Genomic DNA, 13,275 nt, shown 5'->3' with positions numbered 1-13,275 from the left:
AATATCGAAGGATTCGATGGATCGGAGGGCGCGCGAGCGCCTCGTCCGGTCCGGCCCAGACGCTGCGCAGCGGCAGCGTCTGGGCTCAGGTCGCGATCAGAACGACCAGTGGAACAGCTTCCAGAAGAAGCCGTGCTCGCCACTGGCCTTGGCCGGCGCGGCGTCACCGGCCTTGGGCGCAGCGACCGGTTGGGCGGCGGTCTTGGCACTGGCCACGACCGGCACCACGGCCTTGCCGGCCTTGAGGTCGCGGACCTGGCCGGCGGCGCGCTGACCGCTGGCCAGGGCGCCTTCCAGGGTGCCCGGATGCAGCGGATCGGTGTGCTCGCCAGCGAAGATCACCCGGCCGGCCGGCTTTTCCCACAGCCGCCAGTAGCGAGTGATCTGGCCCGGACCATAGGCCAGATAGGCGCCGCCCAGGCCCGGATCGCGGCTGTAGCGACGGACTTCGTAGCCGGAGAAGGCCCCGCGCGCCTTGGGATAGAAGGCATGGAAGCGGATCAGCACCTGGTCGACCATCTGCTTGTCGCCAAAGGCCTGCACCAGGCGTGCGCTGTCACCGGCCAGGTTGACCAGCACATTGGCGCCGCCCTTCACGTCCGGCTCCACCCACAGCATGCCCAGGCCCTGGTCGCTGTAGATTTCGCCGCTCATGCGCGACTTGCTGTCCCACACCGGGGTCTTGAACTTGAGCAGGATCTGGTCGCGCCAGCCATAGGTGGTGCCCTTGATCGCCGCCTGCTGGGTAGCATCCAGCGCCGGCGTCATCTGCACCTGGCCGAGGGCGCGCAGCGGCACCGCCATCACCACATAGTCGGCCTTGTAGCCGGTGGCACCGGCCTTGACCACGACGCCGTCCTTGTCCTGGACGATGCTGGAGACCTTGTTGTCAGTCTTGATCGTCTTGATCTGCTTGACGAAGGCCTGGGCCAACACCTCGCTGCCACCGGGCAGACGGGAGGCGCGCAGGTCCTTGTCGTCGACGCCACGATAGACGCGGGTCTGCTGGGCCAGATAGAGCAGCGACAGGCGCGAGGGCTCGTCGTAGCGGACGCGGATGCGCTGGTTGATCAGCTGGCGCGCCACCGGCGGCAGGTTCTGCCTGTCCAGCCAGGTGGCGGCGTTGATCTGGTCGAGGGCGTGCAGGGTCGGGGTGGCGGTCGGCTGCAGCGGATCGCTGATGGCGGCGGCCAGATCGTCCAGGGACTTGTCGACGCGCTTCAGGGCATCGGCCACGGCCGGCATCTTCTGCGCCAGGTCGTCCTGGGAATAGTACTGGCCTTCGATCAGATAGCCCGGGGTGCGCACGAAGGACGGCGCGTCCACGGTCTTGAGCTTGAAGGTATCCAGGTAGTGGTTGAGCAGCGGCTGGGCCTTGGTGTCGCCGATCCACTCGCTGGAGGCGAGACCGGAGCGGCCACCAACCCGCGGGCCGGCTTCCAGCAGGGTCACGTTCCAACCCGCCTGCTGCAGTTCATAGGCCGAGGCCAGCCCGGCCATGCCGGCGCCGACCACGATCACCGAGGGACCACTGGGCGCGACGGGCGCAGCGGCGGCCTTTTCCGGCGCCTTGTGCGTCTCCTTATGCGCCTTCTCGGCGGCGCCTGCGCTCAGGCTGGTAGCGAATACGCCGGCTGCCAAGCAGACGGTAAAACCTGTCCAACGCGACGACATCTTTTCTAGACTCCTGGGACCGGGGAACAGCGGTGGCGCAGCATACGCCAGCGGCCACGGGGCCACTAGCTGCCGCCACGACCGGCAATCGGCCCGCGCCTTGCTCCCGTCGCGCGCCCTGGCTTAGGCTTGCGCCCCCTTTTTATCGCCGGGCCCGCCGCCAGGAGACCGCCAATGACCAATCACGACTGGATGCGCCGTGACCTGGAGGTGCTCTGGCACCCCTGCACCCAGATGAAGGATCACGAGCAGCTGCCGGTGATCCCGATCCGCCGCGGCGAAGGTGTCTGGCTGGAAGACTTCGACGGCAACCGCTACCTGGATGCCGTCAGCTCCTGGTGGGTCAACGTCTTCGGCCACGCCAATCCGCGCATCAACGAGCGCATCAAGGCCCAGGTCGACCAGCTGGAGCACGTCATCCTCGCCGGCTTCAGTCATCAGCCGGTGATCGAGCTGTCCGAGCGCCTGGTCGCCCTGACCCCGGCCGGTCTCGACCGGGTGTTCTATGCCGACAACGGCTCCTCGTGCATCGAGGTGGCGCTGAAGATGAGCTATCACTACTGGCGCAACGTGGGGCAGCCGGAAAAGCGCCGCTTCGTCACCTTGACCAACAGCTACCACGGCGAGACGGTGGCAGCCATGTCGGTGGGTGACGTGGCGCTGTTCACCGAGACCTACCAAGGCCTGTTGCTGGACACCCTCAAGGTGCCGAGCCCGGACTGCTACCTGCGTCCCGAGGGCATGGGCTGGGAAGAGCATTCACGGCAGATGTTCGCGCACATGGAGCGCACCCTGGCCGAGCACCACGCCAGTGTCGCCGCGGTCATCGTCGAGCCGCTGATCCAGGGCGCCACCGGCATGCGCATGTACCACCCGGTCTATCTGCGCCTCTTGCGCGAGGCCTGCGACCGCTATGGCGTGCACCTGATCCATGACGAGATCGCCGTGGGCTTCGGCCGCACCGGTACGATGTTCGCCTGCGAACAGGCTGGCATCCGTCCGGACTTCCTCTGCCTGTCCAAGGCCCTCACCGGCGGCTACCTGCCGCTGGCCGCCTGCCTGACCACCGACGCCGTCTACCAGGCCTTCTACGACGACTACGACACCCTGCGCGCCTTCCTGCACTCGCACAGCTACACTGGCAATCCGCTGGCCTGCGCCGCCGCCCTGGCGACCCTGGACATCTTCGAACAGGACGACGTCATCGAAGCCAACAAGCCGCTGGCGCGGCGCATGGCCGAGGCCACGGCCCACCTGGTCGATCATCCCCACGTTGGCGAAGTGCGCCAGACCGGCATGGCCCTGGCCATCGAGATGACCGCCGACAAGGCCCGCCGCACGCCCTACCCCTGGCAGGAAAGACGCGGCCTTGCGGTCTATCAGCACGCCCTCTTCCGCGGCGCCCTGTTACGGCCGCTGGGCAACGTGGTCTACTTCCTGCCGCCCTATGTCATCACCCCCGAGCAGATCGATTTCCTCGCCGAGGTAGCGACCCAGGGCATCGACCTCGCCACCCGTACCTCGGTCAGTGTCGCCCTGAGCGACCTGCACCCCAACCACCGCGATCCCGGCTGATCTGGAGTCCGCCATGCGTCTCACCCGCTGCCACCTCGACCTGCCCCTGGCCCTCGGCCGCCTGGACCTGCCCGAGGCCCAGGCCCACTACCTGGGCCGCGTGCTGCGCCTGGCGCCGGGGGATGCCGTGCAACTGTTCGACGGCAGCGGCCAGGAGTACCTCGGCCAGGTCGTCGAGGTGGGCAAGAAGACCCTCAGCGTCGAACTCACCGAAGCGCTGCCCGGCCAGCCGGATTCGCCCCTGCAGATCCACCTCGGCCAGGGCCTGTCCCGCGGCGAGCGCATGGACTGGGCGATCCAGAAGGCCACCGAACTGGGCGTGGCCGAGATCACCCCGCTGGTCAGCGAACGCTGCGAGGTGCGCCTCAAGGACGAACGCGCCGACAAGCGCCTGCAGCACTGGCGCCAGGTGGCCATCAGCGCCTGTGAACAGTGTGGTCGCTCCAGCGTGCCCCTGATCCATCCGCCGCAACTGCTGGCTGACTGGCAGGCCGGGCTGGACGCCGATCTCAAGCTGGTCTTGCACCCGGTTGCCGAGCCGCTGGAGAGCCATGCCCGCCCCGCCCGCCTGGCGCTATTGATCGGCCCCGAAGGCGGCCTGAGCGATGCCGAAGTCACGGCCGCCCGCGCTGCCGGTTTCCAGCCGGCGCGCCTGGGCCCACGGGTGCTGCGCACCGAGACCGCCCCGGTGGTGGCCCTGAGCGTCGCCCAGCAACTCTGGGGTGATTTCCAAACCCCCTGACCGGCCTAACGGGCCGCTGCCTTGTGGCGGCCTGTCCCCTTTCCTACGGATAGTTCTTGGAGCCCTGGATGACCCTGCCCTCTCGCCCCTACGCCGCCTTCCTGTTCGACATGGACGGCACCCTGCTCACCAGCGTGGCCTCCGCCGAACGTGCCTGGAGCACCTGGGCACGCGGCCACGGCCTCGACCCGGCGGACGTCCTGGCAGTCATGCACGGCGTGCGAGCGGTGGAGACGGTGAAGCGCTTCGCGCCCGCCGGCGCCGACATCGAGGCCGAGACCCGCGCCATCACCGAGCTGGAGATCGCCGATGTCGCCGACATCCAGGAAATCCCTGGTGCCGCGGTCTTTCTCGCCAGCCTGCCGGCCGGCAGCTGGGCGCTGGTAACCTCCGCCTCGCGCCGTCTGGCCGAGGTCCGGCTCGCCGCAGCGGGCATGGCCCTGCCGCCCGTGATGGTCTGCGCCGAAGACGTCACCCAGGGTAAGCCGGCGCCCGACTGTTTCCTGGCCGGGGCGCGCAAGCTGGGGGTGGAGATCGGTGATTGCCTGGTGTTCGAGGATGCCCACGCCGGCTTCGCCGCCGCCAAGGCGGCCGGCGCCGATGCGGTGGCCATCACCGCCACCCATCGCGAGCCACTGGGGCTGGGCCTGCCGACCCTGGCGGATTACCGCGGAGTCGCTGTCAGCCCGGATGAAAACGGCGAGATGCGCCTGACCCGGCAGGACTAGAACACGCCAGCAGCGGCCAGCCGCTCTTCCACCCCGATCAGATCGGGGATACGCGCCGTGCCGCCTTCGTATGCCACGGCGCCCAGCTCCAGGGCTGCCAGGGGCACCTTGGCGGCGACCAGTTCCGGGGTGATACGCAGGGAGCGCGGAATGCTCCGAATCAGCAGGGCGAGGAAACGTACCCGGTCACGCCCCCCCAGGGCGTTGAGGATGGCTACCCGTGCGTGGCGGTCACCATCGAATTGCGCGGCACTGCCACTGGACAATGCCTCGAAGCTGATCAGCGGCAGGCGCAGATCACGCCAGGCCACCTGACCCAGGCACCACTCCGGCTGCACCGGCAAGGGGCGGATCTCACGGCATGGCACCAGTTCGGCCACCGCCGCATTGGGCAGCAGCAGGGTGCGATCGGCCAGGGTCAGCAGCAGACCGGTCAGGTGCTCGGCGCCAGGTGTGGTGGTCGACATCGGAAATTCCTTTAGCTTCGCTGCTCGGCCAGGCGAGCCACCAGGGCTTCGGCCAGGCCGCGGGGATCGGCGGTAAAGGTCGCAAGACCCGATTCGCGCAGGCTTTCCGGCATGCTCGGGGCGATGCAGGTGCTCGCCGACTGCGTCCAGAGGGTGCCACCGCGACGCCGTACATAGGGCGCGGACGCGGTACCGTCGTTACCCATGCCGCTGAAGACGATGACGCCGCAGCGCGTACCGAAGTGTTGCGCCAGGTTGAGCATCATCTGGCTGATCGACGGCGTATAGGGCTCGGGCCAGGCACGCTCGACGATGTCCAGGGCGCTGTTGGCGCGGAAGGTGAGCTCCTGCTGGGTCGGCACCACCACCACCTCGCCGCAGCGCACCGGCTCCCCCGGACGCACGTTCTGGATGTGCCACTGGCTGTGGCGGCCCACCGCGCGCAGCAGGTTGGCGGCAAAGCCGTCGCCGATGTGCTGTGCATAGAGGAAGCCAACCGGCAGACCGCCGGGCAGGGCATCGAGAAAGGCCTTCACCGCCGCCGGACCACCCAGGGACGCCGCCAGCAACCAGACCTCAGGTGCGGGATCGCCCGCCGGCAGCGGCAAGTTGGCCAGGGGCTCGGGCAGGGCCAGGCGCGGGGGTCGCGGCTGATCCTGCAGCAGGGTCTCCAACGCCGGGCCGACCGCGGCCACCGGATCGCCGATCAGGCGCTTGAGCTTGCCGATCAGGCGCTTTTCCCATTGGGCGAAGGGATCGGTGAAGCGCTCGGGCGCCTGGCCTTCGCCGAACAGGATGGGCACCTCGGCGCCATCCAGCAGCGCGTCCACTAGGGACGACTCCTCCGTCTGGCTGAGGTCGATCAGCCACAGATCGGTCGCGACCGTGGCCCAGGTCGCTTCGTCGAAGCGCTCCGGATCGCTGTTGAGGACGACGTGATAACCATTGTCGGCCAGCACCTGCTGCAGCACATGGCGCTGCAGCGGACTGTCGGCCAGGATGGCGACGCGGGCATTGTGTGTTTCAGTCATGATCCCCGACCAACCGATGGATATGGGCCAGGAGTTCGCTTTCCTGATAGGGCTTGCCCAGGTATTCGTTCACGCCCAGGCTCAGGGCCCGGTCGCGGTGCTTTTCCCCGGTACGGGAGGTGATCATCACGATGGGCAGATCCTTGAGGTTCGCGTCGTGGCGGACCAGGGTCGCCACCTCGAAGCCGTCCATGCGAGGCATCTCGATGTCCAGCAGGAGGATGTCCGGCTGGCGCTCCTGTAGCTGGGCGATGGCGTCCACCCCGTCCTTGGCGGTGAAGACCTCCATGCCATGGCGTTCCAGCAGGCGGCTGGTGACCTTGCGCACGGTGATCGAATCGTCCACCACCATGACCAGGGGCGGCCGCGCGTTCTCCGGCAGGATCGCCGGGGTCGGACTCGGGCGCGGCAGGTCTTCACCGGACAGGCGCCGACTGCGGATCATGGCCAGCAGGTCGAGAATCACCACCACGCGGCCGTCACCCAGCAGGGTGGCGCCAGACAGGCCGGGTACCCCGGCGAACTGCGGCCCGAGGCTCTTCACCACGATTTCGCGCGAGCCGGCCACCGCATCCACCTGCACGGCCACGGCGTATTCCGCGGCACGCACCAGCACCACCGGTAGCGGCAGGCTCTGGCCGCTCAGCTTGGGCTGCTGGCCATTGCCGAGCAGATGGCCGAGATAGCGCAGGTCATAATGCTGGCCGCCGTATTCGAAGGTCCCTGCCCCCGGGCGGTAATAGCGCTCGAGGTCGGCCGCGGTCACCCGCACGATGCCCTCGATGGTGTTGAGTGGCACGGCGTAGAGGTCGTCGCCGGCGTGCACCATGAGCGCCCGGTTCACCGACACGGTGAATGGCAGGCGAATGGTGAAGCGCGTTCCCGCCCCCGGCACGCTATGGATGTCCATGCTGCCGCCGAGCTGCTTCACCTCCTGGTGCACCACGTCCATGCCCACGCCGCGCCCGGAAATCTGGGTCACGGTCGGCGCCGTGGAGAAACCGGATTCGAGGATGAACTGCAGCACTTCCGTCTCGGAGAGTTCCGCGTCTTCCGTCATCAGGCCGCGTTCGATGGCCTTGCGACGAACCGCATCCAGGTCGATGCCACGACCGTCGTCCGCCAGGGTCAGGATGATGTCGCCGCCTTCGCGACGCAGATCCAGACTGATGACGCCCTCGGCCGGCTTGCCAGCGCGCTGGCGTCCGGCGGCGTCCTCGACGCCATGGTCGATGGCGTTGCGCAGCATGTGCTCCAGCGGCGGAATGATCCGCTCCAGCACCGTGCGGTCCAGCTCGCCTTCGGCGTTGTCGACCCTGAGTTCGACCGGCTTGTCCAACTCGCCGCTGACCTGGCGGACCACCCGGTGCAGGCGCGGCACCATGCGCTCGAAGGGCACCATGCGCGTCTGCATGAGGCTTTCCTGCAGCTCGGTGTTGACCCGCGCCTGCTGCAGCAGCAGGGTTTCGGCGTCCCTGTTGCGCTGGCCCAGGGTGTTCTTCAGGTCCAGCAGGTCGGAAGCCGACTCGAACAGCGCCCGGGACAGCTGCTGCAGCTGGGAATAGCGGTCCAGCTCCAGGGGATCGAAATCTTCGTAGCCGGCGCGATCCACGTCCTCATGGTGACGGCTGATGATCTGCGCCTGGGTCTCGGTATCCAGCCGGCGCAGCTGATCGCGCACCCGCTCGATGGTGGCTTCCATCTCACCCAGGGTGGTGCCGATGTCATTGACCTGCTGCTCGACGCGGCCGCGGAAGATCGAGGTCTCGCCGGCCAGGTTGACCAACTGTTCCAGCAACGCGGCCGGCACCCGCACCAGCTCCTGGGAGGAACGCCGCTGCGCCGCCTGCTGGCGGACCTGCTGCAGGCGCTGGACGAAAGGCAGCGGGGCAACGGCTGCCGCGGGCGCCGCGTCCGCCACCATGACTGGCGCCACCGCCGCGTTTTCCGCCGGCAGTTCTACCTCGCCCTCGGCATCGGTGCTGGCGGATTCCGCACGGGTGGCGCTGTCCGTCTCCAGCGGGAGGTCGCCAAGCCCCTGGATGTCCTGTTCGGTCTGGACGGCCGCTTCCTGTATCTCTGGCGCGGTTGGTTGAGCCGGCGCGGGCAGCGACAACTGGGCCACCGCGACTTGCAGCTCGTCGACCCCCTGGGTCGCCAGGTCATGGACGCGCTCGCGATCGCCCTCACCCAGTCCTACCGCCAGCGACCTCAATTCGGCCAGCTGCTGCTCCAGGGCATGGGCTTGCTCACCCAGCCCATGGAGACCGGCCAGGCGCGCGCCGCCCTTGAGGGTGTGCAGGCAGCGCAGCAATTCGTCTACCGCCGCCTCGGGTGCGGCCGGCCAGCGGGCCAGCGCTTCATCCATGCTGGCCAACAGGTCCTGCGCTTCCTCGATGAAGATCTCGAGGATTTCCGCGTCGGTATCTTCATCGAAGATCGGCGCGGGCGTCACCAGAGCGGTCGGGGTTTCACCTGCCGCCTGCGACTCTCCGCGGTAGTCACGCAGGGCCTCGACAAGGTCCTCGGCTGCCGCCGGGGACTGCCCCTGGGCCAGGGTTTCGAGTTGCTGATGCAGTCGGTCGTGGCAGCGGTGCAGCAGACCGCCCAGTTCGGCACCTGACTTGATTCGCCCTCGCGCCAATCCCTCATAGAAGGCTTCCAGGGCATGGGCGAGATCGCCGATGGCATCCACCTCAGCCAGGCGAGCCCCACCCTTCAAGGTGTGCAGGTCGCGCAACAGGGATTCCAGTTCCAGGCTGTTGCGCGGCTCGGCTTCCCAGGCCCGTAACGAGGTCGCCATGCTGTCGAGCAGGTCGCGACTCTCTTCGATATAGATGGCCAGCAACTCGGCGTCCGGACCTTCGTCCATGCCTGGCGCGACGGCCTCGGGCATCGACACCGCGGCCTGGGACTCGTCGTCTGGCGTGGCATCCGCTGCCGGCTCGCCCAATTCGGCGGCGAGATCAGGCTCGCCCAGAAGGCGCTCCGACTCGGTTTCGGTCGTTTCTGCCAGGTCATCGAGATGCCCCATGCGGATGCGCTGGAGGCGTTCGACTTGATCGGCATGCTCACTGATCGGCTCACCCGCCGCCAGCTCTTCCAGTTGCGCGGCCAGGCAGCCATGGGCGTCACGCAGAGGCGCGGCCAGTTCGGCACCGCCAGCGAGACGACCGTCGAGCAGGCCTTCGTAGATGGCGTCCAGTTCCGTGGCCAGGCACGCGACGGGCACGACCCCGGCAAGATGGGCGCCGCCCTTGAGGGTATGCAGATCGCGCTGCAGGGTGCCGAGGTGGAAGCTCTGCTGAGGCTCGACCAGCCAGCGCTCCAACGCCCGATCGGCGCTGTCCAGCAGGTCCTGGGCCTCTTCGAGGAAGATCAGCTGCATTTCCGGATCGACCGCATCGACGGGCGCTGACTCGTCTGCCCCGCTTGCGAGCTCCGGCTGGGCTTCGCTGGAGCCGTCCGCTGCAGGTGGCAGCGCCTCCTGAGGCTCGTTCAGTGTCCCGGGATCGACTTCGGCTTCGGCTGGTAGATCGACGTCGAGCGCAAGGTCGGGGGCCACTGGAGTGGCCACTTCCGGATCGAAAAGGGCTTCGGGCTCCGGCTCGGCCAGCAAGGTGCTCGCCGCCATGGGTAGTCCGGCCAGGATGCCCGCCAGCAGCGCACGCAGGCCCTGGATACGCTCTTCAGCCGGGGTCGCGCGCATGCCGCCGGCCAGCTGGTTGAGCATGCTGATCAGGGCTTCCTGCGCCTCTTCGGCCTCACGGAAGAAGGCCTCGTCGGCCGGCAAGGAACCGCTCGCCACCGCTGCATAGACCACCTGCAGCGCCTCGGCCAGTTGCTCCACATCGACCAGTCCGACCCGGGCCGCGCCATCGGCGAAGGTGTTCAGGCGCTCGGCCAGCAGATCCGGGCAGGCCGCCCGCTCGTCCTGGGTGCGCCAAGCGCCCAGGCGTTCGTCGGCCTCCAGCAGCAGCTCCATCGCCGGCATCAGGAAATCGGCCAGGCGCAGCACGTCGCGCTGCTCCGGCAAGGGTGCTTCCGGAACCGGTAACTGGGGATTCAATTGCTCCAGCAGCGTCTCGCATTGCTCGATCAGCGCCGCCGAACCGGCCAGCGGTGCGGCCAGTGACGCTTCGTCGAGATCAGCGAGTCGCTGTTCCAGCAATTCCGCACCCTGGGCGAGCAAGGCGCATTCCGGCTCGGCGAAGGGGACATGGACGAGCTTGTATTCCTTGGCCAGGCTTTCCAGCGCCGAGGCCAACTCGGCCAGCGGCGAACTGCCCGCCATATGGGCACTGCCCTTGAGGGTATGCAGGGCGCGCAGGAGATTGTCGGAAACCGGCTGGGGATGGCCCGCGTCGGCCTGCTCCAGGAAACGCCGCACCGTCTCCAGATGGGCCTGGGCCTCGGTGCGAAAGATGTCCAGCAACTGGGTATCGGCTTCGCCACCCGCGCCGGAGGAAGGGGCCTGATCGACGACCTCCATCGGCGACAGCTCCGCTTCGACCAAGGTCTCGACAGGGGCCGGCATACGTTCGGGCAGGGCTTCGTTGCGTGCCAAGGCGTGGGCGGCGTGGGCCAGCCAGTCGACGTCGTCACGCTGCCGCTGCCGATCTTCGGCGTATTCCTCGACCAGCTCCGGCAGCAGCGCACAGGTCTGCTCGACCACCGCCTGCAAGGCGGGACCGTGATCGACGCTATGATCCAACCGGCGATTGAGCAGATTCTCCAGTGCCCAGGCCAGTTCGCCGATGACCAGCGCCTGGACCATGCGGCCGCTGCCCTTGAGCGTATGGAAATTGCGCCGCAATTCGCTCAGCGCGGTGCGCTGCTCGGGATCGGCCTGCCAGGTCGGCAACCAGCGCTCCAGCTCCGCCTGGACCTCGCCGGCCTCCTCGATAAAGACCTCGCGCAGTTCTTCCTCGACCGGTTCGGCATCGGCCGCAGGGGGCAACAGCGCCTTCGGCACCTGCGCCGCGGGCGGATTGATGGGGTCGACCGGTGCGGCCAGCACCTCGGCGATCGCCTCCGCATCGGTGGTCACGGGCGCCTGGCTGTCCAGCTCGCTAGCCGCCAGCCGCTCTTCGGATTCTTCGTCGGCAGCCTCCAGCGCGGCGGGTAAGGCGTCATCGCTGGCATCTGCCGTCGTCTCGGCGTCAGCCTGGAGATCGAAGGTCGAAAATTCGTCCTCGACGATGGGTTCGGCCTCATACAGGGTACTTTCCCCTGCGTCGTTGGGCTCCTCGACCGGCAAGGCCGTGAGCTCCAGCGACTCCTCAGGCACCGGCTCCTCGCCCATGGACTCAAAGGGCGGCTCGACCGCGCTGGGCGCCAAGGGCACCTCCACCACGTCCCCTTCACTGGCCGCCTTGGGCGGATAGCCGAGGGCGATGAGGCTCTCGTCGGCGATGTCGAGAATCATGTCGTGGGGCGTGGACGGATCTTCCGCCAGGCGCTCCAGGTAGTACTCGACGCTGGTGATGGCGTCGGCCAGGGTATCCAGACTCTGCCAGTCGGGTACGGCCTGCTTGCCCAGCAGCTGCTGGCCGATGTAGTCGTTGGCCGCCTGCACCTGGGCGGCGGCCCGCTCCAGCGGAATCATCGCCAGGCCACCACGGACCTGGGTCAGCAGCAGGGGTACCGGCTCCAGGTGGTCATGGTTCCACTGGGAGGCGATGAATTCGATGATGGCATCCTTGGACTGCTCCAGGCCATTGCGCGCCTCGCGCACCACCACCCGGTGCAACTGGTCGATATCGGTGGTCGGCAGCCGGCTTTCCTCGGCATCGCCCACCTCGTTGCCGCTGACCATACCGGCCAGGGTCGCCTCGACGTAGAGCAGCGCGCCAGCGATGTCCATCAGGGCGGCGTCACTGGCCTCACGCGCGCCATCGGCCAGTTCGGCGACGGCTTCGTGCTGTTCCAGCACCACCTTGCGCGGCTGACCGAAGCCCAGCACCGCCAGGGTATCGGCGATCTGCTTGAGCGGCGCCAGCTGGCTGCGCAGGCTGGCGGCCTGCTGGCGATCACTGCGCACGAACAGATCCAGGCTGTCCTTGATCTGCACCAGTTCTTCACAGAGCGCGGTCACCACCGAACGCATGGCCTCGCGATCCGGGCCAACGATGCGCGAACGTTCGACGCCCACCAACTCGGCGTCCGGCAGCGCTTCGTCGAGGCGATAGCGGGCCTTGAGCGCGGCGATGCGCGGACTCTGCACCGGCGCCTTGGCCAGATAGAACAGCAGGTTCTTCAGCAGATCGGCCGGCGCTGGCTGGTTGAGGGTCGCCACGCCATCGCTGATGAGCCGCTTCAGCTCCCGATCGAGTTGTCGCAACAGCCCGCGGATCGAACTGCTGTTGTCCAGCTCGCCGGCCTGCATCAATTCGGTCAGCCCGGCCGCCACCGGCCAGAGGGCGCCAAAGGGCGAGCCGGCGCAGAGCTGATCCAGGTGCTCGAAAACGCGCAGCAAGTAATCCAGGTGCAACTGGACGTCACGGTCGCGGAACAGGCCGACCTGGGCCCCCTGCAGGGCCTGGCGCAGCTTGCGCAGGCGCGGCAGCCAGTCCGGCGAGGCGCGGTCGGCCAGCTCGTCGTCGCTCAGCGACAGCGGCGTGGCCGACAGATCCGGCGAGAACAGGCTGGTTTCCGACAGCAGCTTTTCGCCACGGGCCGAACGCAGGTCGTTGAGCAACGGCAGGATGGCCAGCGGCAGATCGCGACGGGCCTCCAGGACCCGATCCAGATAGGGCGGGACCTGCAGGATGGCCTGCATCAGCACTTCCAGTGCCTCGTCCGAACTGCCTACCCGCTCTTCGTGGAGCGCCTGCAGGAGCAGCTCCATCTCTTCGGCAAGCAGCGCGGCACCGTAGAACTCCACCATCTGCAAGGTGCCATAGACCTGGTGCACATAGGTCCGGCAAAACCCCAGGCGGCTACGGTCGTGTGGGTTGTCGACGAACGCCTCGAGCGCCTTGCGGGCCTGCTGCAAGGTTTCGGCGATCTCTCCCTTGACCCACTCGAGGGCTACGTAGTCGTGTCGATCGATCATT

General features: G+C 67.9%; 7 protein-coding genes. 3 read left to right on the top strand and 4 right to left on the bottom strand.

From position 1 onward, the window contains the following. Positions 1-96: 96 nt before the first annotated feature. Positions 97-1,674, bottom strand: coding sequence for a flavin monoamine oxidase family protein (locus APT59_RS03455; protein ID WP_059313564.1), 1,578 nt, complete (start codon positions 1,672-1,674; stop codon positions 97-99). A gap of 174 nt (positions 1,675-1,848) precedes the next feature. Here APT59_RS03455 and APT59_RS03450 point away from each other — a divergent pair, with 174 nt between their 5' ends. From APT59_RS03450 to APT59_RS03440, 3 genes are all read left to right on the top strand, one after another. Then, positions 1,849-3,249, top strand: coding sequence for an adenosylmethionine--8-amino-7-oxononanoate transaminase (locus APT59_RS03450; protein WP_059313563.1), 1,401 nt, complete (start codon positions 1,849-1,851; stop codon positions 3,247-3,249). Positions 3,250-3,262: 13 nt separating this feature from the next. Further along, entirely contained in the window at positions 3,263-3,991 is a 729-nt protein-coding gene (locus APT59_RS03445; RefSeq protein ID WP_059313562.1) for a 16S rRNA (uracil(1498)-N(3))-methyltransferase, read from the top strand. Between the two features lie 68 nt (positions 3,992-4,059). After that, positions 4,060-4,719, top strand: a complete 660-nt coding sequence (locus APT59_RS03440) for an HAD-IA family hydrolase (RefSeq protein ID WP_059313561.1) — start codon at positions 4,060-4,062, stop codon at positions 4,717-4,719. On the opposite strand, the gene APT59_RS03435 is transcribed toward APT59_RS03440, so the two are convergent. The 3 genes from APT59_RS03435 to APT59_RS03425 are packed head-to-tail and all read right to left on the bottom strand — an operon-like array spanning position 4,716 to position 13,274. Beyond that, entirely contained in the window at positions 4,716-5,186 is a 471-nt protein-coding gene (locus tag APT59_RS03435; protein WP_059313560.1) for a chemotaxis protein CheW, read from the bottom strand. The genes APT59_RS03440 and APT59_RS03435 overlap by 4 nt on opposite strands. 11 nt (positions 5,187-5,197) lie before the next feature. After that, positions 5,198-6,217: a chemotaxis protein CheB gene (locus tag APT59_RS03430; RefSeq protein ID WP_059313559.1), complete on the bottom strand. Its 1,020-nt coding sequence runs from the start codon at positions 6,215-6,217 to the stop codon at positions 5,198-5,200. Further along, positions 6,210-13,274 carry an Hpt domain-containing protein gene (locus APT59_RS03425; protein ID WP_059313558.1) on the bottom strand — a complete coding sequence of 2,355 codons (7,065 nt, stop codon included), beginning with the start codon at positions 13,272-13,274 and terminating at the stop codon, positions 6,210-6,212. Before APT59_RS03425 ends, APT59_RS03430 begins: the two co-directional genes overlap by 8 nt. Between the last annotated feature and the right edge of the window lies 1 nt (position 13,275).

The sequence above is a fragment of the Pseudomonas oryzihabitans genome, assembly GCF_001518815.1.
Taxonomy (GTDB): domain Bacteria; phylum Pseudomonadota; class Gammaproteobacteria; order Pseudomonadales; family Pseudomonadaceae; genus Chryseomonas; species Chryseomonas oryzihabitans_E.
The sequence above is the reverse complement of the archived record's forward strand: the minus strand, read 5'-3'. Positions and strand labels throughout refer to the sequence as shown.